The sequence below is a fragment of the Bradyrhizobium sp. USDA 4461 genome (genome assembly GCF_054055655.1).
Window position 1 is genome coordinate 5,153,804 of sequence record NZ_JBSRXM010000001.1, and the last position, 23,890, is coordinate 5,177,693.

Genomic DNA, 23,890 nt, shown 5'->3' on the forward strand with positions numbered 1-23,890 from the left:
GTCGTGGCAATGGGCGGAGTTGCCTCCGCCGAGGATGTGGGTGATCCGACCGCCGTCAAGAACGAAGACGGCAAATGGCTCGACAAGGATGGAAACCCGACGTTCAAGGTTACGGCCGACGGCACGGTGGACTGGTACACCTACTCGGGCTACCGCCGCTATCATTCGGAGTGCCACGTCTGCCATGGACCCGATGGCATGGGCTCGACTTATGCGCCGGCATTGAAGGATTCGCTGAAGACCATGAGCTATCCCGACTTCATGGGCATCGTTGCGAGCGGACGCAAGAACGTGTCCACGGCGCAGGAGAATGTGATGCCGGCGTTCGGCGATAACCCGAACGTTGCCTGCTACATGGACGACCTCTATGTGTACCTGCGCGCCCGCGCCAACGATGCGGTTGGGCGCGTTCGACCGGCCAAGCACGAAGACAAGTCGGAAGCCTACGGCAAGGCCGAAGACGCCTGCATGGGCAACAAGAAGTGAGCGTGACCGGCGCGAATGGCAACCTGTTTGACGTTTAGTGGAGACCAAGATGAAGACCCGCGCCGCAGTCGCATTTGAAGCAAAGAAGCCGCTCGAGATCGTCGAGCTCGACCTGGAAGGCCCCAAGGCCGGCGAGGTCCTCGTCGAGATCAAGGCGACCGGCATCTGCCACACCGATGCCTACACGCTGGACGGCTTCGACAGCGAAGGCATCTTCCCCTCGGTGCTCGGCCACGAAGGCGCCGGCATCGTTCGCGAGGTCGGCGCCGGCGTGACGTCGGTGAAGCCGGGCGATCACGTGATCCCGCTCTACACGCCGGAATGCCGGCAGTGCAAAAGCTGCCTGAGCCAGAAGACCAACCTCTGCACCGCGATCCGCGCGACGCAGGGCAAGGGCGTGATGCCGGACGGCACCTCGCGCTTCAGCTACAAGGGCAAGCCGGTGTTCCACTACATGGGCTGCTCGACCTTCTCGAACTTCACCGTGCTGCCCGAGATCGCGGTGGCCAAGATTCGCGAGGACGCGCCGTTCGACAAGAGCTGCTATATCGGTTGCGGCGTCACCACCGGCGTCGGTGCGGTCGTCAACACCGCCAAGGTGACGCCGGGCTCCAACGTCGTCGTGTTCGGCCTCGGCGGCATCGGCCTCAACGTGATCCAGGGTGCCAAGATGGTCGGTGCCGACAAGATCGTTGGCGTCGACATCAACGACTCCAAGGAAGCCTGGGGCAAGCAGTTCGGCATGACGCATTTCGTCAACCCGACCAAGCTGCAGGGCGACATCGTCCAGCATCTGGTCGGCCTGACCGACGGCGGCGCCGACTACACCTTCGACTGCACCGGCAACACCACCGTGATGCGCCAGGCGCTGGAAGCCTGTCACCGCGGTTGGGGCGTCTCGGTGGTGATCGGCGTCGCGGAATCCGGCAAGGAGATCGCAACGCGTCCGTTCCAGCTCGTCACCGGGCGGGTCTGGAAGGGCACCGCGTTCGGCGGCGCGCGCGGCCGCACCGACGTGCCGAAGATCGTCGACTGGTACATGGGCGGAAAGATCCAGATCGATCCGATGATCACCCATGTGCTGAAGCTCGAGGAGATCAACAAGGGCTTCGACCTGATGCACGAGGGAAAATCGATCCGTTCGGTCGTCGTATTCTGAAATCAAAACACCAAGCACTAGGAGGATAGGTCAATGACTGTTCATATCCACCCGTCGGTCGACAATGGCGTCAAGCAAGGCTCCGGCAGTTTTGCCGGCGGCACGCTGGTCTGCAAATGCGCGGACAAGAAGGTCAAGGTCGGGGTCAAGGGCGACGTCGCCCACAACCACGCCTGCGGCTGCACCAAGTGCTGGAAGCCGTCGGGCGCCACCTTCTCGGTGGTCGCGGTGGTGCCGCGCGAGAACGTCACCGTGCTGGAGAACGGCGACAAGCTGAAGATCGTAGACAGCGCGGCGGTGATCCAGCGCCACGCCTGCACCGGCTGCGGCACCCACATGTACGGCCGGATCGAGAACAAGGGCCATCCGTTCTACGGCCTCGACTTCATCCACCCCGAGCTGTTCCAGGAGTCCGGCTCGGCGGCTCCGGGATTTGCCGCCTTCGTGTCGTCGGTGATCGAATCCGGCGTCAAGCCGGCCGATATGGCCGGGATCAGGTCGCGGCTGAAGGAGCTTGGGCTCGAGCCTTACGACTGCCTGTCGCCGCCGCTGATGGACGCGATCGCCACCCACGTGGCGAAGTCCAAGGCGGCCTAAACAAGGCTGCCTAAACAAGGCGGCGTAAAGAAGAGGGCGGCCTAAGGAAGAGGCAGCCGACAGCCGCGGCCTGATGGCCGGGCCCTGAAGAGATCCTGCGCCGGCAGCGGGCCTGCCGGCGAGGGATATGCTGGTAGTACCCGTGACCTTGAACCTTGCATGCCCTGCGGGCGACCACAGGGCATGCGTTTTATTTTCCGCCTTGCCCTCGTCCTTTCCCCGATCCTGGTCCTCTCGCACGCCCGCGCGGCATCGCCGGAGGACCGCTACATCGCCGCGCGCGACGCCGCGATCGCCAAATTCGCCAAGCTGTCGAACGACAACAAGATCGACGAGGCTGCCGACAAGGCCGAGGCGGCCGCGCGCGACGGGCTGAAGGCCCAGCTGGCGGCCATTCTGGCCGAGCCGTCGCGACCCGGCTTTGCACCCGCCCAGCTCAATCTCGATACTCTATATAAGGGCGACATGGGGTTCGGCATGCTGGACGGCCTGCGCTTCGATGCCGACACCGGCCGCGACGGCACCAGGATCGGCGAAAAGCGCGCCGACGGCAGTTTCGTCGAGCCCAAGGCCCATATCGTCGTCACCACCGAGGCCCTGTTCACCCGCTGGCTGCATGAGCACAAGACCTGGTGGGACAAGGCCAGCAAGAACGTGCCGCAACAGGTCGAAGCGGCGCTGAAGTTCGAAGGCCTCTACACCCAGGCGATCTCGACCGATGCCGCGGTGATCAATTTCAACGCGCTGACGGTCACCAAGCCGGCGTCGGCCAGTCTGACTTACGGCTTCCTGGCCGGCCGCACCCAGGATTCGACGCCCGAGGCCGCCGACGAGGTGTTTGTCGCTGTTCTCGCCAACGGCAAGTTCTATATCGCCTATGGCGAGATCGAGCCGACGGTGAAAGTCCCGGCGTGTACGGCGATCCATGCCGACTACAACAAGAAAGCCGACGATGCGGCCGACAAGCTCGCGCGCAAGCAGATCACTAGGAAGGAATATGACAAGCTCGGCGACCTGCGCCAGCAGGGCGACGACGCCTTCAAGCGCTGCTTCGTTCAGCAGGCGCCACAGCAGCCGGCTTTCACTGAGGCCACGAAGCAGGCCCAGGCGCTGCTTGATGCGGCGATCGGAAGGTAGTGCAGGCGGTGATTTGATCGGCTGACCGTCCGACCCTATCTTCCCTGGAAAGTCCTGCATCCCGGGGAGACGCCATGACGACCGCCATCAGCCCGTTTCGCATCGACGTCAGCGACGATGTCCTCGAGGATCTCCGCTTCAGGCTGCGCCGGACCCGCTGGCCGGAGGCCGAGCTGGTCTCCGACTGGAGCCAGGGCGCGCCGCTCACATGGATCAAGGACGTCTGCCACTATTGGGCCGAGAGCTATGATTGGCGGCAGCGCGAGGCGCGGCTCAACCGCTTCAGCCAGTTCACCACCGAGATCGACGGGCTCGACATCCACTTCATCCATGTCCGCTCCAAGCATCCGGAGGCGCGGCCATTGATCATCACCCATGGCTGGCCGGGATCGGTGGTCGAATTCCACAAGGTGATCGAACCACTGACCGATCCGACGGCGCATGGCGGCAGCGCGACCGACGCCTTCCATGTGGTGTGCCCGTCATTGCCTGGCTTCGGCTTCTCGGCCAAGCCCTCGGCGACGGGCTGGGGCGTCGACCGGATCGCAAAAGCCTGGGCCGTCCTGATGCAGCGGCTCGGCTACGCCAGCTATTTCGCGCAAGGCGGCGACTGGGGCTCGGCGGTCACGACCGCGATCGGCGGGCAGGACGCGGCACATTGCGGCGGCATCCATATCACGCTTGCGATGTCGACGCGGCCCAATGTCGAGGGCCAGCCGACGCCGGAAGAGACCCGCGCGCTCGACGGCATCAAATATTACGCCGACTGGGATTCCGGCTATTCGAAGCAGCAGTCCACCCGGCCGCAAACGCTCGGCTACGGCCTGACGGATTCGCCGAGCGGGCAGGCGGCCTGGATCCTGGAGAAATTCTGGGCCTGGACCGATTGCGACGGGCATCCGGAAAACATCCTGAGCCGCGACGAACTGCTCGACAATGTCATGCTGTACTGGGTCACCGCGACGGCTGCGTCGTCGGCGCGGCTCTACTGGGAAAGCTTTGGGCCGGGCAAGCGAACCCCGCACAAGGTCGCCGTGCCGACCGGCGTTGCCGTATTCCCCAAGGAGATCGTCACGCCGGTCCGCAAATGGATGGAGACCAACTTCACCAACATCCAGCACTGGAGCGAGATGCCGAAGGGCGGACATTTCTCGGCGTTCGAACAGCCCGAGCTGTTCGTCGGCGAGGTGCGGAAGTTTTTCGGCACGCTGCGCTGAAGACAGAAGCTGCGGAGGGTAGAGCGACTTGTCCGCCGTAGCTCGAAGAGGAAGGCGGAAGCGATACCCATCATCTGTCCCGTGGGCGAGGTCGATGGGTTTAGCTGCGTAGGATGGGTGGAGCGAAGCGATACCCATCGTTCTCGCCTCGAATCTGAGTTGATGGGTATCGCTTCCGCCTTCGCTCTTCGAGCTACGGCGGACAAGTCGCTCCACCCATCCTACAGGCCATGAACTACAGCAGTCCCCGATAAATCCCCGGCGCGGAGCCGTCGATGGCCACCGCGCCGACCGCCTTCTCATAGAATTCGGCCGGCCCGACGCCGCCGATGATGGCGTAGCCGAAGCCCTGGTGCTTCATGTCCTCGAGACAGGCGAACAGCAGTGCCTTGCCGATTCCAACCTGTTGCGCTTTCGGCGCGACGCCGGTCGGACCGAAGAAGTTGCGGCAGGCCGCGTCGTAGCAGGCGAATCCCACGATTGTCTTGTGCTGGGTCGCGATGAAGCACGATACCGGCTGGCGGCTGAACGCGACATCGGTCTCGCTCGCCCATGCCTCGCTGAATGTCTCGCGCACCCAGGCTGTGACCTTGTGCTTTTCGGGCGCGAGCGCCCGGCGCATGACGATTCCACCCTGCTGCAATCGATCATAGGCGGGCCGGGAATCGGGCAGGGCGTAGAGCTTGACGAGCATGTCCATCCGGCAAGCTTAGTTGAAAACGCGCCCGGTGGGCAAATCTCGCAAGAGCAATGGAGGCGCAGGACTACCACTTCCGCTGCTGCTTGTTCGAACCCCTGTTCGATGCCTTGGCCTCGCGTGCAATTGCCCAAAAATACCCGCCGCAGAATGCAACGATCGCAACAATCACGCTGGCGGCGATAAGCTCTTGCATGTCCGCGGTTCTCCAAGTAGACCTATCTCGGTTACGTGGGAATTATACCCACGAATTGTTCGCGTAAAGCGGAAATCGGTTTCGGGACGTTAACGAGGCGGAGCGAGTGCATGGTGAGGGTTACAGCGGACAGGCGTCTTCGGGCCATCGCAGCTCTCGTGGTGCTTGCAGCCGTCGGTTCGGCGCAAGCGGCTCGCACCTCCGATAAATCCGACGCCGGCGACACCGTCTCGATTCCAGTCGACTCGCGGCACCAGACCTCCGCGATGGATGGTGCGGTGCGGGCAGTCCCGCTCCCCAAGGGCGCTTCCGCGATCAGCGAGACTTACGGAGACTGGATCGTCAAATGCCAGCTCGACGGCGGTGCCAAGCTGTGCACGCTCGGGCAGACACAGCTTTCCAAGGAGACCAATCAGCAGATCTTCGCCATCGAGCTGATCGCCAGGGAGGGAAAAGCCGAAGGCAACATCTTGATGCCGTTCGGGCTGAAGTTCGACGCCGGCGCCGTCCTCAAGCTCGACGGCAAGGATCTGGAACAGACACGTTTCTCGACGTGTACGGCGCAAGGCTGCCTGCTTCCGGTCTCGTTTCCGACTGCCGTGACCGATACCATCAGCAAGGCGAAGACGCTCACCGTCGCTGCGCAGAACATCAGCAATGGGCAGGCTGTCGTCTTTAATGTTCCCCTCAACGGTTTTGCTGCAGCGCTGGAGCGCACCATCCAGCTTGGCAGCTGACCGCCTGGCGCCAGGTCTGCGTTCAGCCCCGGTTCACCCGGCCGGCATATTGTCGCGTTGCCGCGATCCGAATCTCTGAACCCACTTGCGGCTGGACAGAGGAGATTAGCGTGATCGCTCGATTGCTTGCCGCCGGAGCACTGTTGGCGGCGCTCTGGTCGGCGGATGCGCGCGCGCAAGGCGCCTCTGTCGGTGTCAATGTCATCAATCCCTATGTGCTCAGCGTTGCCGATCAGGACGCGATGCTGGCCCACATCCACACCGCCGGCGTGCGGGTGATCCGTGCCAGCCTGACGCTCGACGCCAAGGGCGTCGATTTCGCCGAGCGGGCGGCACAACACGGTCTCAGCGTGGAGTGGCTGATCTATCATTTCGGCGGCTACGATCCGTTCGGCAAAAAGCCGTTGTCTGCCGCGGACCCGCAGCAGTTCCGCGAGACCTTCGCGCCAATCCTCGCGGCGATCGAAGCCAAGGGCATCACCCTTGCCGCGTTCGAGCTCGGCAACGAGATCAACCTCTCCGGCACCAATCCGGAGTTCGTGGCCCGGCACGGCAATGCGCGGCAGCTCAGCCTGGACGACCTCGATCATGACCCGGAGGGCAAGCAGATCGCCAAGGGCTTCCTGCAATATCTCAAGGTGATGGCGGTGCTGAAGGATGTGCGGGACCACTCCACGCTGAACCGGCACACGCCGATCACCACCGCAGGCCTCGGGACCTACGACCAGGACGATGGCCCGCTGCCGAACTGGGCCAAGGGGGATGTCGTTGGCATCAACACCACGCTGCGCTTCATGCGTGCGCACGGTCTCGATACGCTGGTGGATGCGTATGGCATCCATGTCTATCCGGACAATCATGAAGGGACGGCGATCAGCGCGGCGCGCAAGGCCAAGCTTGCCAAATACGATCTCGCCGAATGCCGGCCGCCGGGCGGCCTAGCGGGCAAGCCATGCTGGATCACCGAATGGGGGCTCAACAACAACGCCGCGAATTGCCCGCTCGATGACGCGAGCCGCGCCCGCGTGACCCGCGAGATGATGGGCGACTTCGCGCCTTATGCACAACGCGGCAGCCTCGCCGGGCTTGTCTATTTCGCCTGGACCGGCACGCCCGGCTCACCGCCGCTGTCGAGCGCGCTGTGGCGCTGCGGTGCGATGTCCGAGAGCGGCAAGGTGGCTCTCGACGCGCAGTTGCTGAAGTAGACTGTGCGGCATGACACGGTGGCGTGGTCACCACACTTGCATCGTGCGAAGATTCCGAGCCAACCTGGTACGGGCTGTTAGCGAATTTCATCCGGCAGAGGCGTATCGGCTGGCCGCCGTGAAACCTTCGCGCTGTTCGGCGAAGAGGTGATCCCGCAATTGCCGCGCGCGCAGATCGACCGATCGCGTGCAAGGCTCAATATCGGGGCTGATGGAGGCACCTGCGACAAATCACCCCGACGGGCAAATCAGTGCTTCCGTCGTCGGGCAAATCAGTGATCCAATTCCGTCCGTCTCACCCGACACGAGGGGCGCTTCGCGGTCGTCACGAACGTGGGTCGAGATGCGGTGGACGCCGATTGCGCAACTGACGAGTGCGCATGAGGCGGACGGCGAAATCGTGCAGGCCTGACGCCCTAGTGGCAGGTGTCTTTTCCGATTGCGCAATGCGCGTTGCGAAGACGGTGACAACAAAGCCAAGTCTCGCCGGGGAGAGCACGTATAAGCCGTAAGCCATCGCGCAGGGAAAGCCGGATTGCTCCGGTTACACCTGTGGTCCTACCCCCCGTGCTTTCTACCCATTGCACGGGGCCCATGGGTGCGATCGGCACCCGGCTTTCCCTGCGCCCTCACCAACGGAGAGGGCGGAACGAGAAGCAAGACTCGGACAAATCATGTCGCGAGAATGCAAAACTGCGTCCTCATCCACAACTGTCATCGCCCGGCTCGCCGCCTCCGCTAAAGCTTCGGCGCGCCACGGACTGCTTGCCTCGTCGAAGCCTTGGCGTAGACGGGACCGGGCGATCCAGTACGCCGCGGCTTCTCGACTCAAGCACCGCTGTCTCTGGAATACTGGATCACCCGGTCAAGCCGGGTGATGACACCACGTTGTTGGGAATCTTGTGGCGAGAAACACCTGTCGTCCCGGCTTTTGCCGAGACAACCAATGTTGCGGAGGCGACATTTGCAAACGCGACAACTACAAATACCACGCCAGTACCGCCTTGAGCCGGGCGTTCTCGATCACCGGCAGTGCGACCATCTGGTCGAGGCCGGAGGCGCGCGCCGATGTTGCCGCAATCGATTCATCCTGCTTCAGATGTTCGGTGAGCGCGGGCATGCCGGTCGCCCATGCGCCGCCGATGCTGCCTTCGCCTCGTCGGATCGTCGTCGTTGCATAGAGTTTGGCGAGATCGGATTGCTCGCTGCAATCGCCGGCGCGGAACAGCAGCGCCGAGCGCTGCTCGTTCGGCACCCAGATCTCGAACCGGCGGGCGATCGGTGTCGCCTGGGCCGACAGGAATGTCACCACCCAGGTCTGATCGCCGATGGTGTAGGGAATGCCGACGCCGCAATTGATGCCGATCTCGGATGCGTCCTCCCAGCGCAGGAAACTCCTGGAATTGTGCAGGTCCTTGATGATCAGCGGCATGCCCGCCTTCCAGGTCCGGCCGGGCAGACCGAAGCCGCGCGGGAATTTGGTGTGACGCGAGTTGAACTCGAACATGTCGGCGGTGCCGTAGTAGCCGTCGACCAGCGCCATCTCGTGGGATCTGTCGGGGTCGTTGTGCCAGAGCTCGATCGCGCCGACATGCTTCCTGTCGTCGCCGCAAAGCAGGACCATCACCGCCATCAGAAATTCGCCGGCGAACACCGGAAGCGCGACACCGCAGGTCAGGCCGGCTTCGATCGCCTCGTCGGCTCGCTTGAAACAGGAGTTGGCGAATTCGGTCAGGATGACCGGATGGCGGCTGGCCCAGGCCTTGCCGGGAAGGCCCTCGTCATAGGCGAACAACGCGTTCTCGCTGACGGCGTTGAACTCCGCGAACTCGCTACTGGAGAGGCTGCCGCCGAATTCGAGCCGCGTCCGCGTTCGATCGGGCACCCACAGTTCAACAACGCGAATGAAGGTCTTCATCGCACGCACCTGCCGCCTCGCTGTCGACTAGCATCGGTGAAGTCACGGCAAAACGTGCGCTCAAATTGCGGGCAAGCGCCGCCCAAAGTTGATGCGAAGGCCCGATTTCGTCTCAGTTCCGATACGACGGATCGGCCCGGTCGAGCTTGCGCAGCAGCGCCGGCCAGGCGAGTTCGCCGTTGCGCGCGGCACGCCCGGGCTTCGGCAGCATCCGCTCATAGGTGTCCTCGAGGATGCACAGCGGCGGATAGAAGGGTCGTAGTCGAATTCGAGACGGTTGATGCCTTACGGCCGGTACCTGCTGCCGAGCGCAGACGCGATCGACTCCGGATTTCTGATCCGCTCAACCAGCATATCGATGCGGTCGCCGCCCCAGAACAGTTCGCCGTTGAATACCATGCTGGGCACGCCGAACACGCCGAGTGCCTCGGCCTCGTCGATGATGCGATCGTGCTCGGCGCGGGCAGGGCCGTGCACATAGGCCTTGAATGCTTTGGCGGAGCCGCCGATCGCGGCGATCACGCCGGAGATCGCCGCGAGGTCGTCGATCTCGAGCTCGTGATTCCAGAACCTGTGGAACACCGTGTCGTGATACGGCCGGAACAGCCCGTGACGCTGCGCGAACAGCATCCCGGCGCTGGCGTAGAACGCGTCGTAGATGCGGCGCGGGCCCTTCATGGTCAGCCCCTGTGCGTTGGCGAACCGCCGCGCGTCCATGTAGGAGTAGCGCACCTTGCGCCAGAAGTGCGGCGTGCGCGCCTCCACCGTGCCCATGAATTCGGGAATGCGCAGCGTGTAGGGCAGCCATTCCAGTTCGACGCCGCAGGCCTCTTCGAGCTCGAACAGCCGCTTGTTGGCGACATAGGCATAAGGAGATTTGTAGTCGGTGTAGATTCGGACCTTCGGCTTTTCCATCAACGTTCCTCGTCGCGTCAGAGCAATTGTTCCCGATCCCGCACGATGGCGCAATGCGGCGGGGCGACAGAGGGACGATGCGCAAACGAGTGGGCCCCGGTGCAGTCAAGCATCGCGGGGCCCTGCTACTTCGTTTTAGCGAAGGATCTCTGGTTTGGACCAGTGGTGTTTCGGGACCTAAAAGCGCTTGGCCTTTGCGCTCTCGTCCTGCGGATATGTTCAGATTGTCGGCGGTACACGCGGCTAGCAGCTGCTATCAGCCTCAACGTGCACCGAGACCTTGCCGCTGAGCAAGGTCACTGGCTTGCGCCGGTGGCGTCATGCTCCTCTCCAAGAGTGGGCCGACGGACGTCTGTCCGCTTCTGCTGCCTGGCGGCCGATCCCATAATCGTCCGTCAATTCCTGCGACGCGAGGAGCAGGCGCTCCAGCACCCCAACAGGTGCAGTCGGCGAAATGCTGCGGCAGTTATGGCCGCCTGTCAAGTTAACGAGCCAGGGAATTCAGGTCAGGATCCCTGTCGCGACCTGGTCTGTCGATACGCGGTGAGGTCCGGATCGTGCGTCATTTTCCAGTAGTCGACGAACCGCCACGGCATCGCCGAGAACACCCGGCCGCTGCTGTTGCGGTAGTAGGTCGTCATGCCCGGATGCGTCCAGATCAATTGTTCATGCTCGGCATCGACGTTGCGGATGTACGCATCATGCGCGTCGGGATGCACGTCGATCGCGGCGATGTCGTTCTCGATCATCTCGACGAGGCAGGCGGAGATGTAACGGCTCTGGCATTCCGACTGGAAGATCACGCTGCCGCCATGCGCCGGCCCCGAGTTGGGTCCGAGCATCAGAAACAGATTGGGGAAGTCAGGCACGGTGAGGCCGAGATACGCGGTCGGATTGTCGTGGCCCCAGACCTGCTTGAGGTTCTTGCCCTCGCGCCCGGTGATGTTGAGACGCGCCGCCATTTCCGAGACCTTGAAGCCGGTCGAGATCACGATGACGTCGTGCCGCCGCGATGTGCCGTCGGCCGTGACGATGCCGTCTGCCGCGAAATGATCGATCTTGTCGGTGACCAGCTCGACATTCGGCTTGGTCAGCGTCTTGAACCAGTTGTTGTCGAGCAGGATGCGCTTGCCGTAGGGCGGATAGGTCGGCATGCACTTCTCGATCAAATCGGGGCGATCCTTCAGCTCGGAGCGGATGAAGTCGGCCAGTTCCTGGCGATGCCGGTCGTTGCCCTTGTTGACGGCGCGCTCGGGATGCGGCCAGGCCGGGTCCTTGCGCAGGAAAGGCAGCAGCCCGTCGCCGTAGCGCCAGAACATGTTGAAGCGATACCACTGCACATAGAACGGCACATGGGCCAGCAGCCACTGCGCGCCCTCGGTGATCGGATCGGAATAGCCCTTCACCGGGCGCGCCCATTGCGCGGTGCGCTGGTAGACGGTGACCGAGGCGACGCGGTCGGCGATCGATGGCACCAGCTGCATCGCGGTCGCGCCGGTGCCGATCACCGCGACATGCCTGCCGTCGAGCTTGATGTCGTCGGACCACAGCGCCGAATGAACCTTGAGGCCGGTGAATTTCTCGTCTCCCGCAAAGCGGGCGGGCAGGGGATCGTTGAGTTGGCCGATCGCGCTGACCAGCGCGGTGGACTCGAAGCTCTCTTCGCCGCTGGCGGTCCTCAGCGTCGAGATCCAGCGCTGCCTGCGTTCGTCCCAGCGCGAGGCGACGAGCTCGGTCGAGAGGCGGACATGCTCGCGGATGTCGTATTCGCGGACGACCTTCAGCAAATAGTCGAGCAGCTCCTGACGCTGTGCGAAATAGCGCGTCCACGGATTGCGGGCGCCGAACGAGAACGAATAGGAATGGTTCGGCGTATCGACGCCGCAGCCGGGATAGCGGTTGACGTACCAGGTGCCGCCGATCTCGTCCTGCTTCTCGACGATGGTGTAGGGGATGCCGAGCCGTCCGAGCGCGACGCCGAGCGCGATCGCGCATACCCCGGCGCCGACGATCAGCACATGCTGCTGCGCCAGCTTTGCGTCGGACGGAGGCGTGCGCCAGCGCGCATCGCGCGGGACGAAGCCCATCTCCTCCCGCATCAGCGGCGCATACTCCGGGGTGACGTTCTCGCCGAGCGTCGCGCGCATCATCCTCAGCATCAGCTCATCGCCGGGATCGGTGATGGCTGGCTTCGGCGTGCCGTTGGCGAACAGGTTCAGCACGGCGGCGCGGATTTCGTCCTGGATCTCCTTCGGCACGCCGGCGTCCGGATCGGGGATCAGGCGCACGTCGCGCTTCGGCTTGTAGGGCGGCTCGAGCCACTTCTCGTCGCCGGTCATGTGCACCAGCACCATCAGCAACACACGGATGTCGCCCTCGGCGATGGCGGAGGACAGATCGAGGTGTTTGCGCGGAAGCTCGATATTCATGCCTCGTCCTTAGCTCGCTGGTGCGTCGGGCAGACCGCCATAGGCGGCCCAGGTGGTGCCCGCGATGTAGCCGGCGTCGACCGGCAGGTTGATGCCGGTGATGCCGCTGCTCTGCGGCGAGAGCAGCCAGGCGATCGCCTGCGCCACCTCGACCGGCTCGACCAGCCGGTTCATCGCGGTCGGGCGCGCCAGCTGATCCTTGTTCAGCGCGCCCGATGCGATGCCGGCCTCGAGCGCGGCCGTGCGTGTGAAGCCCGGCGACACCACGTTGACCCGCACGCCCGCGCGGCCCCATTCGGCGGCGAGCGTCTGCGTGATCTGGATGACGCCGGCCTTCGCTGCGGTATAGGCGTGGATCGGACCCGACGTCATGCCGGCCACCGAGGCGACGTTGACGATCGCACCATGCCGCCGCTTCGCCATGCCGATTCCGACGCTGCGTGCGACCAGAAAGGTGCCACGCAAGTCGATATTGACCTCGCGGTCCCACTGCTCCATCCGCACCCGCTCGATCGTGTGCATCTTGCCGAACACGCCGGCCGCGTTGACCAGGCCCGTGATCGGCCCGTGCGCCTTCTCGATGTCGGCGACGCCCGTGACCACGGCGCTCTCGCTCGCGACGTCGAACGGCGCCGGCCAGAGGATGGCGGTCGTGCCGACCAGCGGTTCGGGCGCGATATCGACGATGACGACGCGGTGTCCCTGATCGGCGAGCAGCGTCGCGGTCGCCGCGCCGATGCCGCGGCTGCCGCCGGTGACGAGGATGGTGCCGTCAGCGCTCATGACTTCTTTCCCTTGTCGCTGGTGGTGAACAGGCCGCGGGTGACCAGCTTTTGGTAAGCCGTGATCACGTAGTCGGGCACGGCGGTAACGCCTTGCTCGGAATAGGAATAGCGCCGGCTGAGATAACCGCGCGCACCCATCAGCACCTGGACGATGGCCTCGAATTCCTCGTCGCTGAAATTGTTGGTGGCTCCCGCGGTCCGCGCGCGCTGCAGGATCCGGACATAGGCGTTCGAGATATTGTCGAAGTGCTTCTGATAGCCGATCGGCGCGAAGAACTCGGCTTCGTTCAGGATACGGAGAAACTCCGGCACCTTGCGGATGAAATCGAAGAAGGCGCTGAAGCGCTCCACCTCCTGCCGGGCTTCGCTGGCGGTGCCGGTGCGGGCATGGATGAAGCGGACCATGTCGAGGCCGATCTTCGGCAGCAACTGGTCGAGCAGTTCCTGGCGGTTCTCGAAATGATTGTAGAAGGTGCCCTGCGCGACGCCGGCGGCCTCGGTGATGCGCGCCACCGAGGCTTCGGCATAGCCGTATTTGCCGACGATTTTGGTCGCGGCGTCGAAGATCTTCTGCTTGGTCCAGGCGTTGCGCTCGACCCGGTTGAGCTTTGTCACTTTGGCGGATGTCGCTTGTGTCATGCGTTAGCCTCGAGTTCGGCGCGGAGCACGCGTTTGAGCACCTTGCCGGATGGATTGCGCGGCAGGCTGTCGCGGAGGATCAACTGCCGCGGCACCTTGAAGCTAGCTAGCCTTGTCCGGCAGAAATCGGTGAGATCGGGCAGATCGAGCTTGGCGTCATCGGCCAGCACCACGATGGCGACGGGCTTTTCGCCCCAGCGCGCATCCGCCAAGCCGATCACCGCGACCTCGCGCACCCCGGGCATCTCGTGGATGACGCGCTCGACCTCGGAGGAGGCGATGTTCTCGCCGCCGGAGATGATCATGTCCTTCTTGCGGTCGGTCAGATAGAGGAAGCCGTCGTCGTCGAGGTAGCCGATATCGCCGGTGCGGAACCAGTCGCCGAAGAAGGCGGCCGCGGTCTTCTCCGGATCCTTCCAGTAGCCCTGCGTGACCTTCGGGCCGCGCAGGCAGATCTCGCCATTCTGGCCGGCGGGCAGGCGTTTGCCGGCATTGTCGCGGATCTCGATCTCGACATGGGCGATGGCGCGACCGGTCGAACCGATCTTCTCGATCTCGCGTCCTGCTTCCATGAAGGTGTCGCCGCCGCAGCTTTCGGTGAGGCCGTAGGCATCGATGTAGCGCGCATTCAAAAAATAATCCGAGAAGGCACGGATGCGGGCTTCCGGCGTCTTCTCACCGCCGCCGATCGCCCATCGCAGGCTGGAGACGTCGTAGCGGTCGCGGTTCGGGCAGGTGAGGAGAGCCGTGGTCATGACCGGCGCGAACCACGCCGCGTTGAGCTTCTCGCGTTCGATCGCGGCGAGCGCCGGTTCGGCTTCGAAGGTGCGGTGGATGCACAGCATGCCGCCATGCCAGAGCACGGCGATGCCGGGCAGGTCGAGCGCTCCGACATGATAGAGCGGTCCGACGACAAGCAGCCGCGTCCCGGCGTTCAATCCCAGCACCAGCGTCTGGTCGGCGGATTTCCAATAGATGTTCTCGTAGCTGAGCATCACCCCCTTGGGACGATCGGTCGTGCCCGAGGTGTACATCAGCCGCATCAGGTCGCGCGGCTGCCGCACATGTATCGGCGCCGGCGCGATATCGGGCTCGAGGTTGGTGATGCTGGACTGCGCGACTTCATCGAGAAGTACGACGGGCGCATCGCCGGCCGCGATTGCCGCCAGCTCCTCGTCGGCGCCCAGCAGGCGCGCGCCGGCATTGCCGACGATGTAGCCGACCTCATTGGCTGACAGGCGATAGTTGATCGGCAGGAATATCGCGCCGATATGGCTGGTCGCGAACACCAGTTCGAGAAAGGCGGTGCTGTTCTTCATCAGGACGGCGACCACGTCGCCCGGCGCAATCCCGCGTGCGGCGAGCCAGCCTCCGACCTGGCGGATGCGCAGATCAAATTCGGCGTAGGAGACGTCCTCGCCGCGATATTTCAGCGCACAACGGTCCGGAGTCCGCCTGGCATGAAATGCGATGAAGCTGGAAAGATTGATCATTTGCCGCTCGTCGGGCCGATTCCGGCGCCGTTTTCGCCCTAGGTGAATTATGAGTCGTAATTCATATCTGGCTTGACGTCACCCCCCTTGCTCTGAAAACATCTCGGCCATGGAGACGAAACGATCTCCGACAGGGCTTTTGGGAACGCGAACCCGACAGGGAGGGGAACGATGACGAGGACCCGGAAACCGGGCATCAGCCGGCGTTCGACGCTTGCGCTGATGGGCGCCGGTGCAATGACTTTTGCCGCGCCATGGGTGGCGCGTGCGCAAGCCAAGACGATCAAGATCGGCATGCCGACCATTCTGTCGGGCCGCGTCGCGCAGCTCGGAACGTCCTCGCGCAACGCGGTGATGCTCGAAGTCGAGAAGGTCAATGCCGCCGGCGGCCTGGCCGGGCGGCAGATCGAGATGGTGATCCGCGACTCCAAGGGACAGCCGCAGGAAGCCGCGCGGATCGCGCGCGAGCTCGTCAACACCGACGGCTGCGAGATGCTGCTCGACGGCGAGGCATCGTCGGGATCGTTCGCGGTTCACGAGGTGGCGCGCGATCTCGGCGTGCTCTGCATCCACACCTGCTCGGAAGCCTCGTCGCTGACGGCCGATCCCAAGCAGCACATCCCGAACGCGTTCCGCTGCGTGCGGCAGGGCATTCATGATTCGATCGTCGGTGCCGGCTACGCGGCAGGGATCGCCAAGGCCAAGGGCCTGAAGAAATGGGCGACCTGTTCGCCCGACTATGCCTATGGCCGCGACACCACCGGCGAATTCGTGCTATACCTGAAGAAGTTCGCGCCCGATGTCGAGATCATCAGCGAGTCCTGGCCAAAACTGTTCCAGCCCGATTACACCGAGGTGGTGACCAAGATCCTGCAGGCCAAGCCGCAGGCGATGTATTCCTGCCTGTGGGGCGGCGATCTCACCTCCTACATCGATCAGGCCAACATCTACGCGTTGTTCACCCAGATGGAAGTGTTCGCGGTCAACATGGCCGACTACACCGCGCTCACCGTGGTGAAGAATCTGCCCAAGGGCATCCACTCCGGCGACCGCTACATCAAGACCTTTCCGGCGACGCCGGAGAATGCGGCCTGGGGCGACGCCTACAAGGCGAAGTACGGCGAGTACCCGACCAACTGGTCGTGGCAGAACGCAACCGCGGTGATGTTCCTCAACGAGGCCGTCAAGAAGGCGAATTCGACCGATGGCAAGAAGGTCGCGGAGGCTCTCACCGGGCTCACCATCAAGTGCCCGTTCGGCGCCGACGGCACCGTCACCATGCGCGCCGATGATCACACGCTGGTCGGCTATGCGATCGGCTGGGGCACCACGATCCCGCAGGAGCCCTACGTTCCCGACGTCAAGGCCGGTGACTGGAAGACCATCTTCGAGCTCGAAGCCGAGTGGAAGAAGAGCAAGGGCTACACCTGATCCGCCTGCGAGGCGGAGGCACTCGGCTGCCTCCGCCTTCGATCTGATGTTGATCGCGCGCCGGCGTTGCGGCCCGCCGTAATGGAAGATTCTCGTGGACCTCGACGCGCTCGCCAGTTGCTTCGCCAGCCCTGCCTGCCTGGTGACACAGACCACCAGCGGCCTGATCATCGGCATGCTGCTGTTCCTCGTCGCCGTCGGGCTGACGCTGATCTTCGGCGTGCTCAAGGTGGTCAATTTCAGCCACGGCGCCTTCTATATGTTCGGCGCTTATTTCGCGATGACGGCCTACCAGCTCACCGGCAGCTTTGCGCTGGCGATCCTGAGCGGCGCTGTGGGCACGGCGATCCTCGGCCTGATCTTCGAGCGCGTGTTCATGAGCCGCGTCTACGGCCGCGATGTGCTGATGCAGCTTTTGGTGTGCTACGCTTTCGTGCTGATCTTCGACGATGTCGTCCGCATGATCTGGGGGCCAGAGTTCAAGTCGATGGGCATGCCGGCCGCATTCCAGGTCCCGCCGCTGTTCATCGCCGGCGGCGTGGTGCCGCCATATTATCTGCTGCTGATCGGCGTGGCACTCGCCGCTGCGGTGGTTCTCGGGCTGGGGTTGGCGCGTTCCCGAATCGGCAAGGTGATCCGCGCGGCCGCCCACAATCCCGGGATGGTGTCGGCGCTCGGCATCAACACCGGGCTGATCTATGGCGGCGTGTTCGCGCTCGGCGGCATGCTGGCCGGATTGGCAGGCGCGCTGGCGGCGCCGGTGCGCTCGCTGACGCCGGGCATGGGCTTCTCTGTCCTGATCGAGTCCTTCATCGTGACCGTGATCGGCGGCATGGGCTCGATCCTCGGCGCGTTGATCGGCGCGCTGCTGATCGGCCTGATCCGCTCGTTCGGATCCCTCGGCTTCCCGCTGTTCACCGAAGGGCTGATGTATCTCTTCATGGTGATCGTGCTGGTGTCGCGTCCAACCGGCCTGTTCGGCAAGGAGGTCGCATGACCGAGTTGCAGGCCGGGCAGCAGGCGCAACCGCTCGAGGTGCCCCGGATCGACGCCAGGCCGCAGCGCTATCGCGATCTTCTGATCGCGCTCGCGGCGTTCGTCCTGCTCGCGCTGCTGCCGGTGCTGTTCGGCAGCAAGCAATTGCTGGATTTCGTGATCCGCTGCGCCGCGTACGGCTTGTTCGCGACCTCGCTCAACCTCTTGGTCGGCTACACCGGACTGATCTCATTCGGTCACGGCATGTTCTTCGGCCTCGGTGCTTATGGCTTTGGCCTCATGATGCAGAAGACCGGCGTCGCGATCCCGGTCGCTTTCGCTGCCACGCTGGCAATGACCTTTGTCGTCGCCGTCGTGATCGGTGCGATCTGCGTGCGGCTGAAGGAAATCTACTTCGCCTTCGTCACGCTGGCGTTCCAGATGCTGATCCATTCCACCATCCTGTCGTGGCAGTCACTGACCGGCGGTGACCAGGGGTTGCGCGGCGGCATTCCGCGGCCGCCGTTCCTCGGTATCGATCTCTCGAACCATCTGCATCTCTACATCGCGAGCTGTGCGCTGCTGGTGATCGGGCTGTTTCTGATGCGCCAGATTGCGCAGTCGCCATTCGGCTACACACTGCGCATGATCCGCGACAATGCCACGCGGGCGAGCTTCGTCGGCATCGATGTCTGGCGGGCGAAGCTGACCATCTTCGTGCTGGCGGCGCTGTTTGCTGCGACCGGCGGCATGATCATGGCGCTGTTCGTCTCGGGCGCCTATCCCGAATTCGCCTATTGGACGATGTCGGGCGAGGGCATCTTCATCAACATGCTCGGCGGCGTGACCACCTTCCTCGGGCCGATGGTCGGCACCATGCTGTTCTTGATCCTCAATGACACGGTTACCCGCCTGACCGAGTACCACGGCATCGTGCTCGGCATCGTGATCCTGTTCTTTGCCATCGGCTTGCGCAAAGGACTGATGGACTTCGTCGTCGAATGGTTCGCGCAGCGACGCGGCGAGGAGCGCGGTTAGCCATGCTGGAAATTCGCGGGATTTCGAAATCCTTTGGCGGCGTCAAGGCGACCGACAACGTCTCGCTCGACTTTGCCGATGGTTCGCTTACCGCCGTGATCGGCCCCAACGGAGCCGGCAAGAGCACCTTCTTCAACCTGATCACCGGCGCGCTGCGGCCCGATGCCGGCCAGATCCTGCTCGACGGTGTCGACTTGGCGGGCAAGTCCCCGCCGGAGATCGTGCGCCACGGCATCGGCCGCGCCTTCCAGGTGGCGAGCATCTTCCCGTCGCTGACGGTCGAGGAGACGATGCTGGCTGCGGTCTGTGCCGATCAGCGCCGCGCCGGCGTGATGCATCGCCGCTTCCCGTTGGCCGAGACGCGCGACCGCGCCGAACATGCCATGGAGCTGCTCGGCCTCGCCGGCAAGCGCAACAGGACCGCAGCGACGCTGTCGCATGGCGACCAGAAGCTGCTCGATATCGCGCTCGCACTGGTGCTCGATCCCAAGGTGCTGCTGCTCGACGAGCCGACCGCGGGCATGGGGACCGAAGAGCGCTGGCGCATGATCGACAAGGTGCGCGAGCTCTGGGAGACGCAGAAGATCACCGTCGTATTCATCGAGCACGACATGGATATCGTGTTCAAAATCGCGCCGCGGATCGTCGTGCTCTGCTACGGCCGGATCCTGGCCACCGGAACGCCGGACGCGATCCGCAGGAACGAGGCCGTCATCGAAGCCTATCTCGGCAGCGACGATCACGCGGGAGCGGTGGCATGAGCGCGCAGCCCGTGGTGCAGGTCGAAGACCTCGATGTTTACTATGGCACCAGCCAGATTCTGTTCGGCGTCGGCCTCTCCGTGCGGAAAGGCGAGACCATGGCGCTGCTCGGCCGCAACGGCGCCGGCAAGTCGACCACCATGAAAGCGATCATGGGGCTGGCGCCGGCACGCCGCGGCAAAGTCACCTTGCGCGGCCTAGTGGTATCCGGGATGCGCCCGCATCACATCGCACGGGCCGGTCTCGGTTTCGTGCCGGAAGACCGCCAGATCTTCCCCGAGCATACCGTCGAGGACAACCTCGTGATCGGCCAGAAGAAGGGGCCTGATGGCGAGGACGAGTGGTCGATCCGCCGGGTCTATGACGTGTTTCCGCTGCTGGAGCCGTTGCGGTCCCGGATCGCCGGACGACTGTCCGGCGGCGAGCAGCAGATGCTGGCGATCGCCCGCACGCTGATGGGCAATCCGGTGCTGCTGCTGCTGGACGAGCCGAGCGAGGGACTGGCGCCGATCATCGTGCAGCGTATTGGCGAGCTGCTGCGGCAGCTTCGCGGCACCGGCGCCACAGTCTTGATCGCCGAGCAGAACATGCATTTTTGCCTTGGCCTTGCGAGCCACGCGACGGTTATCGACAAGGGACAGATCGTCTACACATCCTCCATCGAAGAGCTGAAGGCCAACGACAACATCCGGCAGCGCTATCTCGCGCTGTAGGGGCCTTCGAAGCTAACGGGAGGACAAATGGCGAGCGAACGCAAGCAGGCGCCGACGCATGAGGCGCCCTATCGCGGGCTGAAGGTGCTCGATTTCGGGCAGGGCATCGCCTCGCCCTATTGTGCGATGCTGCTCGGGGTGTATGGCGCCGACGTCATCAAGGTCGAGCCGCCGGAGGGCGACTGGTCGCGTTATCTCGGCACGACCTACGGTAATCACACCACGCTATCGGCGGTCTACAATCGCGGCAAACGCAGCCTGTGTCTCGACATGAAGCACAAGGACGGCATTGCGATCGCGCAGAAGCTGGCGCGCGAGGCGGACGTGCTGATCGAAGGATTTCGGCCTGGGGTCGCGGAGCGGCTGGGGCTCGGCTATGAGCGCCTGTCTCGCGACAATCCGGGCCTTGTCTATCTCTCGGTCAGCGGCTTCGGGCAGAGCGGACCTTATTCAAAGCGGCCCGGCTCGGATTCGGTGGCGCAGGCGTTTTCGGGGCTGGTCTCGATCAATGTCGGTACCGACGGGGTGCCGCATCGGGTCGGCACCACGATCTCCGACGTCGTCACCGGCGTCTATGCATTCCAGGCCATCGCCACGACGCTGTTCGCGCGAGCGACGGTCGGCACCGGCCGCTGGATCGATGTCAATCTCTGCCAGTCGACGTCCGCGCTGCTCGGCCACAAGGTCGCGGAGTTTATTCTTGAAGGCGGTGCGCCGAGGGCGCTCAATGTGCCGGCCGGCACCTACCAGACGAAGGACGGCTGGATGATGGTGACGCTGGTGAACGAGCCGCAGTACAAGCGGCTGTGCGGTGCGGTCGGCCGCGAGGATCTCGCCAGTGATCCGCGCTTCGCCGATTTCGCCCGGCGTGCCGATGCCGCCGACACGCTGATCCCGCTATTACGCGAGGTGTTCCTGACCGAGGCGACGGAGACGTGGCTGACCCGGCTGCACGCCGCCGATATCATCGCGGAGCGGATTCTTAATCCTGGCGAATGGCTGCGCAACGCCCATGTCGAGGCGACCAGGGCGTCGGTGCGCCAGGATACGCCGGGCATCGGCGCGGTGTACTCGCCGCGCACGCCGGGGATCGCGAGCCTGTCCGAGGATCATCTTTGTCCGGCGCCAGACATCGGGCAGGATAGCCGAGCCGTGCTGATCGAGGCCGGATTTGGCCCGGCCGAGATCGATGTCCTGCTGCTGTCCGGCGCTGTGCGGCAAGCCAGGAGCTGACGGGAGGCAGATCATGAGCAAGGAACTCGTCCGTTACTCGGTCACCGGCCAGATCGCGGAGATCGTGCTGGATCGCGCGCCGGTCAATGCGCTCAGTATCCCTCTGATCGACGTATTGCTGGCGGCTTTGGCGAAGGCGCGCGATGATGATGCCGTGCGCGCTGTCATCATCAGCAGCGCCCACAAGGTGTTTTGCGCCGGCCTCGACCTCGACATCGTCAGGGGCAAGCCCGCGATCGAGACCAAAAAATTCCTGGAGCGGCTCTATTTCGCGCTGAACGATACGCAGTACCGCATCGGCAAGCCGACGCTTGCCGCGATCGACGGTGCGGTGCGGGCCGGCGGCATGACGATCGCAATCTCTTGCGACATGATCATCGCGGGCGACAGCTCGACCTTCGGCTATCCCGAGATCGACGTCGGCCTGATCCCCGCGATCCATTTCGTGCAGCTGCCGCGGCTGGTCGGCAAGCACCAGGCGTTCGGCCCGTTGTTCCTCGGCGAGCCCTTCGATGCGGCAACCGCTTTTCGCATGGGCTTGCTCAGCGAAGTTGTTCCGAAAGGCACCGCGCTCGCGCGCGCCCGCGAGATCGCGCGCAAGCTCGCAGCCAAGTCACCAATCGTGATGAAGATCGGCCGCGACGCCTTCATGCGCGCGGTCGATGCCGATTTCCGTCGTTCGGTCGAGAACACGGCGGAAAGCTTCGTGGTGGTCGCCTCGACGGAGGACTGCCAGGAAGGGCTGAATGCGTTCGTCGAGAAGCGGACGCCCAACTACAAGGGACGGTAAATGGCTGGATTGTATTTCGAGGAGTTCGAGATCGGGCAGGAATTCCATCACGCGTTCAGCCGGACCGTGACGGAAATGGACAACACCATGTTCAGTTTGCTGACCATGAACCCGCAGCCGCTGCACCTCGATGCGCATTTCGCCGAGAAGACCGAGTTCGGCCAGCGGCTGTTCAACAGCCTCTATACGCTCGGCATCATGATCGGCATGAGCGTCTACGACACGACGTTGGGAACCACGGTCGGCAATCTCGGCATGACCGACGTCAAGTTTCCAAGGCCGGTGTTCCACGGCGATACTTTGAAGGCGCACACGAAGATCATCGGCAAGCGCGCCAGCAAGTCGCGGCCCACCCAGGGCATCGTCGAGTTCGAGCACACCATGACCAATCAGCGCGGCGAGGTGGTGGCGAGCTGCCGCCGTACCGGGCTGATGCACTGCAAGCCAAAGGCATAGACGATGCGATCGTTCCTGTTCGTTCCCGGCGACAGCACCCGGAAATATGAGAGCGCCAAGAAGACCGCGGCCGACGCGCTGATCCTCGACCTCGAGGACTCCATCGCGCCGGACCAGAAGGTGGCCGCGCGCGCGATCACGCGCGAGATGCTCGATGCGCGCAATCCGGGCCAGACGATGTATGTCCGCGTCAATGCGTTTGACACGGATCTGACACTGGGGGATCTGGCCGCCGTGATGCCAGGGAAGCCTGACGGAATCGTGCTGCCGAAATGCGCAGGTGCCGCCGACGTCAACAAGCTGGCGCTCTATCTCGACGCGTTCGAGGCCGCCTCCGGGATCGCGCAGGGCACCACGCGGATCGTCACGGTCGCAACCGAGACGGCGCGCGCGGTCCTGAAGATCCTCGACTTCGAGAACATGAGCCCGCGACTGTGGGGCATGATGTGGGGCGCGGAAGATCTTGCGGCGTCGCTCGGCGCAACCCGCAACCGCACCGGCGGCCGCTATCACTCACCCTTCATCCTGGCTCGCGATCTCTGTTTGATCGGCGCGGCCGCTGCCGGCGTGGTCGCGATCGACACCATCGCCACCGACATCAATGATCTCGACGCGCTGAAGGCGGAGGCGATCGCAGCGCGGCAGGACGGCTTCCTCGCCAAGGCCGTGATCCATCCCAAGCATGTCGATGTCGTCAACGCGGCCTTCATGCCGACCGACGAGGAGATCGCCTGGTCGGAGCGGGTGATTGCCGCATTCGCCGACAATCCAACCGGGGTCGCCAAGATGGACGGCAAGATGCTGGACAAGCCGCATCTGCGCGCCGCCCAGAAGATCCTGGCGTCGCGGCGGACATAGTCCGCGGTCAGGCACCCTCGCAAGG

The 23,890-nt window shown here is 63.9% G+C and carries 24 protein-coding genes; 16 read left to right on the top strand and 8 right to left on the bottom strand.

Annotated features, from left to right (window positions below):
* Window positions 1-9: 9 nt before the first annotated feature.
* The 5 genes from ACVINW_RS23790 to ACVINW_RS23810 all read left to right on the top strand — a co-directional run bounded on the left by ACVINW_RS23790 (window position 10) and on the right by ACVINW_RS23810 (window position 4,596).
* Window positions 10-486, top strand: coding sequence for a c-type cytochrome, methanol metabolism-related (locus tag ACVINW_RS23790; protein WP_456756482.1), 477 nt, complete (start codon window positions 10-12; stop codon window positions 484-486).
* Window positions 487-535: 49 nt separating this feature from the next.
* Entirely contained in the window at window positions 536-1,645 is a 1,110-nt protein-coding gene (locus tag ACVINW_RS23795) for an S-(hydroxymethyl)glutathione dehydrogenase/class III alcohol dehydrogenase (RefSeq protein WP_456753539.1), read from the top strand.
* A gap of 33 nt (window positions 1,646-1,678) precedes the next feature.
* On the top strand, window positions 1,679-2,242 hold the full coding sequence (gfa, locus tag ACVINW_RS23800; RefSeq protein WP_456753540.1) for an S-(hydroxymethyl)glutathione synthase: 564 nt from the start codon (window positions 1,679-1,681) through the stop codon (window positions 2,240-2,242).
* A 183-nt stretch (window positions 2,243-2,425) separates the two neighbouring features.
* The gene (locus ACVINW_RS23805; protein ID WP_456753541.1) at window positions 2,426-3,379 is read left to right on the top strand and encodes a hypothetical protein; all 954 of its coding nucleotides are present in this window, start codon (window positions 2,426-2,428) and stop codon (window positions 3,377-3,379) included.
* Between the two features lie 74 nt (window positions 3,380-3,453).
* The gene (locus tag ACVINW_RS23810) at window positions 3,454-4,596 is read left to right on the top strand and encodes an epoxide hydrolase family protein (RefSeq protein WP_456753542.1); all 1,143 of its coding nucleotides are present in this window, start codon (window positions 3,454-3,456) and stop codon (window positions 4,594-4,596) included.
* A gap of 235 nt (window positions 4,597-4,831) precedes the next feature.
* Here the strand turns inward: ACVINW_RS23810 and ACVINW_RS23815 are convergent, their stop codons facing one another.
* Window positions 4,832-5,296 carry a GNAT family N-acetyltransferase gene (locus ACVINW_RS23815; protein ID WP_456753543.1) on the bottom strand — a complete coding sequence of 155 codons (465 nt, stop codon included), beginning with the start codon at window positions 5,294-5,296 and terminating at the stop codon, window positions 4,832-4,834.
* A gap of 64 nt (window positions 5,297-5,360) precedes the next feature.
* The gene (locus ACVINW_RS23820; protein WP_456753544.1) at window positions 5,361-5,489 is read right to left on the bottom strand and encodes a hypothetical protein; all 129 of its coding nucleotides are present in this window, start codon (window positions 5,487-5,489) and stop codon (window positions 5,361-5,363) included.
* 161 nt (window positions 5,490-5,650) lie between these two features.
* Here ACVINW_RS23820 and ACVINW_RS23825 point away from each other — a divergent pair, with 161 nt between their 5' ends.
* Together ACVINW_RS23825 and ACVINW_RS23830 are read left to right on the top strand one after the other, a co-directional pair.
* The gene (locus ACVINW_RS23825; protein WP_456753545.1) at window positions 5,651-6,226 is read left to right on the top strand and encodes an invasion associated locus B family protein; all 576 of its coding nucleotides are present in this window, start codon (window positions 5,651-5,653) and stop codon (window positions 6,224-6,226) included.
* A gap of 110 nt (window positions 6,227-6,336) precedes the next feature.
* Window positions 6,337-7,431, top strand: coding sequence for a hypothetical protein (locus tag ACVINW_RS23830; RefSeq protein ID WP_456753546.1), 1,095 nt, complete (start codon window positions 6,337-6,339; stop codon window positions 7,429-7,431).
* A 979-nt stretch (window positions 7,432-8,410) separates the two neighbouring features.
* On the opposite strand, the gene ACVINW_RS23835 is transcribed toward ACVINW_RS23830, so the two are convergent.
* The 6 genes from ACVINW_RS23835 to ACVINW_RS23860 all read right to left on the bottom strand — a co-directional run bounded on the left by ACVINW_RS23835 (window position 8,411) and on the right by ACVINW_RS23860 (window position 15,610).
* Window positions 8,411-9,349 (bottom strand): GAF domain-containing protein, encoded by a 939-nt coding sequence (locus ACVINW_RS23835; RefSeq protein WP_456753547.1) that lies wholly within the window; start codon window positions 9,347-9,349, stop codon window positions 8,411-8,413.
* A 285-nt stretch (window positions 9,350-9,634) separates the two neighbouring features.
* On the bottom strand, window positions 9,635-10,264 hold the full coding sequence (locus tag ACVINW_RS23840; RefSeq protein WP_456753548.1) for a DsbA family protein: 630 nt from the start codon (window positions 10,262-10,264) through the stop codon (window positions 9,635-9,637).
* A gap of 506 nt (window positions 10,265-10,770) precedes the next feature.
* Complete coding sequence (locus ACVINW_RS23845) at window positions 10,771-12,693, bottom strand: flavin-containing monooxygenase (RefSeq protein WP_456753549.1); 1,923 nt, start codon at window positions 12,691-12,693, stop codon at window positions 10,771-10,773.
* A 9-nt stretch (window positions 12,694-12,702) separates the two neighbouring features.
* Window positions 12,703-13,476, bottom strand: coding sequence for an SDR family NAD(P)-dependent oxidoreductase (locus ACVINW_RS23850; protein ID WP_456753550.1), 774 nt, complete (start codon window positions 13,474-13,476; stop codon window positions 12,703-12,705).
* The gene (locus tag ACVINW_RS23855; RefSeq protein ID WP_456753551.1) at window positions 13,473-14,117 is read right to left on the bottom strand and encodes a TetR/AcrR family transcriptional regulator; all 645 of its coding nucleotides are present in this window, start codon (window positions 14,115-14,117) and stop codon (window positions 13,473-13,475) included. Before ACVINW_RS23855 ends, ACVINW_RS23850 begins: the two co-directional genes overlap by 4 nt.
* Entirely contained in the window at window positions 14,114-15,610 is a 1,497-nt protein-coding gene (locus tag ACVINW_RS23860) for an AMP-binding protein (RefSeq protein WP_456753552.1), read from the bottom strand. The genes ACVINW_RS23855 and ACVINW_RS23860 overlap by 4 nt, the downstream gene beginning before the upstream one ends.
* 171 nt (window positions 15,611-15,781) lie before the next feature.
* Here ACVINW_RS23860 and ACVINW_RS23865 point away from each other — a divergent pair, with 171 nt between their 5' ends.
* From ACVINW_RS23865 to ACVINW_RS23905, 9 genes are all read left to right on the top strand, one after another.
* Window positions 15,782-17,041, top strand: coding sequence for an ABC transporter substrate-binding protein (locus tag ACVINW_RS23865; protein ID WP_456753553.1), 1,260 nt, complete (start codon window positions 15,782-15,784; stop codon window positions 17,039-17,041).
* A 94-nt stretch (window positions 17,042-17,135) separates the two neighbouring features.
* Window positions 17,136-18,038 (top strand): branched-chain amino acid ABC transporter permease, encoded by a 903-nt coding sequence (locus ACVINW_RS23870; protein ID WP_456753554.1) that lies wholly within the window; start codon window positions 17,136-17,138, stop codon window positions 18,036-18,038.
* The gene (locus tag ACVINW_RS23875) at window positions 18,035-19,054 is read left to right on the top strand and encodes a branched-chain amino acid ABC transporter permease (protein ID WP_456753555.1); all 1,020 of its coding nucleotides are present in this window, start codon (window positions 18,035-18,037) and stop codon (window positions 19,052-19,054) included. Before ACVINW_RS23870 ends, ACVINW_RS23875 begins: the two co-directional genes overlap by 4 nt.
* Before the next feature lie 2 nt (window positions 19,055-19,056).
* On the top strand, window positions 19,057-19,815 hold the full coding sequence (locus ACVINW_RS23880) for an ABC transporter ATP-binding protein (protein WP_456753556.1): 759 nt from the start codon (window positions 19,057-19,059) through the stop codon (window positions 19,813-19,815).
* The gene (locus tag ACVINW_RS23885; protein ID WP_456753557.1) at window positions 19,812-20,528 is read left to right on the top strand and encodes an ABC transporter ATP-binding protein; all 717 of its coding nucleotides are present in this window, start codon (window positions 19,812-19,814) and stop codon (window positions 20,526-20,528) included. The genes ACVINW_RS23880 and ACVINW_RS23885 overlap by 4 nt, the downstream gene beginning before the upstream one ends.
* Before the next feature lie 27 nt (window positions 20,529-20,555).
* Window positions 20,556-21,761 carry a CaiB/BaiF CoA transferase family protein gene (locus tag ACVINW_RS23890; RefSeq protein WP_456753558.1) on the top strand — a complete coding sequence of 402 codons (1,206 nt, stop codon included), beginning with the start codon at window positions 20,556-20,558 and terminating at the stop codon, window positions 21,759-21,761.
* A 13-nt stretch (window positions 21,762-21,774) separates the two neighbouring features.
* A complete protein-coding gene (locus ACVINW_RS23895) occupies window positions 21,775-22,551 on the top strand; it encodes an enoyl-CoA hydratase/isomerase family protein (protein WP_456753559.1) in 777 nt (258 codons plus the stop codon).
* A complete protein-coding gene (locus tag ACVINW_RS23900; RefSeq protein ID WP_456753560.1) occupies window positions 22,552-23,007 on the top strand; it encodes a MaoC family dehydratase in 456 nt (151 codons plus the stop codon).
* A gap of 3 nt (window positions 23,008-23,010) precedes the next feature.
* Window positions 23,011-23,865, top strand: coding sequence for an HpcH/HpaI aldolase/citrate lyase family protein (locus ACVINW_RS23905; RefSeq protein WP_456753561.1), 855 nt, complete (start codon window positions 23,011-23,013; stop codon window positions 23,863-23,865).
* Window positions 23,866-23,890: the final 25 nt, after the last annotated feature.

Excerpts from the sequence above, each read along its gene's own strand:
- ACVINW_RS23815 (WP_456753543.1), bottom strand. The coding sequence starts at position 5,296 with ATGGACATGCTCGTCAAGCTCTACGCCCTGCCCGATTCCCGGCCCGCC.
- ACVINW_RS23805 (WP_456753541.1), top strand. The coding sequence starts at position 2,426 with ATGCGTTTTATTTTCCGCCTTGCCCTCGTCCTTTCCCCGATCCTGGTC.
- gfa (WP_456753540.1), top strand. The coding sequence starts at position 1,679 with ATGACTGTTCATATCCACCCGTCGGTCGACAATGGCGTCAAGCAAGGC.
- ACVINW_RS23855 (WP_456753551.1), bottom strand. The coding sequence starts at position 14,117 with ATGACACAAGCGACATCCGCCAAAGTGACAAAGCTCAACCGGGTCGAG.
- ACVINW_RS23880 (WP_456753556.1), top strand. The coding sequence starts at position 19,057 with ATGCTGGAAATTCGCGGGATTTCGAAATCCTTTGGCGGCGTCAAGGCG.
- ACVINW_RS23875 (WP_456753555.1), top strand. The coding sequence starts at position 18,035 with ATGACCGAGTTGCAGGCCGGGCAGCAGGCGCAACCGCTCGAGGTGCCC.
- ACVINW_RS23835 (WP_456753547.1), bottom strand. The coding sequence starts at position 9,349 with ATGAAGACCTTCATTCGCGTTGTTGAACTGTGGGTGCCCGATCGAACG.
- ACVINW_RS23850 (WP_456753550.1), bottom strand. The coding sequence starts at position 13,476 with ATGAGCGCTGACGGCACCATCCTCGTCACCGGCGGCAGCCGCGGCATC.
- ACVINW_RS23790 (WP_456756482.1), top strand. The coding sequence starts at position 10 with ATGGGCGGAGTTGCCTCCGCCGAGGATGTGGGTGATCCGACCGCCGTC.
- ACVINW_RS23895 (WP_456753559.1), top strand. The coding sequence starts at position 21,775 with ATGAGCAAGGAACTCGTCCGTTACTCGGTCACCGGCCAGATCGCGGAG.
- ACVINW_RS23865 (WP_456753553.1), top strand. The coding sequence starts at position 15,782 with ATGACGAGGACCCGGAAACCGGGCATCAGCCGGCGTTCGACGCTTGCG.
- ACVINW_RS23905 (WP_456753561.1), top strand. The coding sequence starts at position 23,011 with ATGCGATCGTTCCTGTTCGTTCCCGGCGACAGCACCCGGAAATATGAG.
- ACVINW_RS23795 (WP_456753539.1), top strand. The coding sequence starts at position 536 with ATGAAGACCCGCGCCGCAGTCGCATTTGAAGCAAAGAAGCCGCTCGAG.
- ACVINW_RS23900 (WP_456753560.1), top strand. The coding sequence starts at position 22,552 with ATGGCTGGATTGTATTTCGAGGAGTTCGAGATCGGGCAGGAATTCCAT.
- ACVINW_RS23820 (WP_456753544.1), bottom strand. The coding sequence starts at position 5,489 with ATGCAAGAGCTTATCGCCGCCAGCGTGATTGTTGCGATCGTTGCATTC.
- ACVINW_RS23845 (WP_456753549.1), bottom strand. The coding sequence starts at position 12,693 with ATGAATATCGAGCTTCCGCGCAAACACCTCGATCTGTCCTCCGCCATC.
- ACVINW_RS23890 (WP_456753558.1), top strand. The coding sequence starts at position 20,556 with ATGGCGAGCGAACGCAAGCAGGCGCCGACGCATGAGGCGCCCTATCGC.
- ACVINW_RS23860 (WP_456753552.1), bottom strand. The coding sequence starts at position 15,610 with ATGATCAATCTTTCCAGCTTCATCGCATTTCATGCCAGGCGGACTCCG.
- ACVINW_RS23885 (WP_456753557.1), top strand. The coding sequence starts at position 19,812 with ATGAGCGCGCAGCCCGTGGTGCAGGTCGAAGACCTCGATGTTTACTAT.
- ACVINW_RS23810 (WP_456753542.1), top strand. The coding sequence starts at position 3,454 with ATGACGACCGCCATCAGCCCGTTTCGCATCGACGTCAGCGACGATGTC.
- ACVINW_RS23840 (WP_456753548.1), bottom strand. The coding sequence starts at position 10,264 with ATGGAAAAGCCGAAGGTCCGAATCTACACCGACTACAAATCTCCTTAT.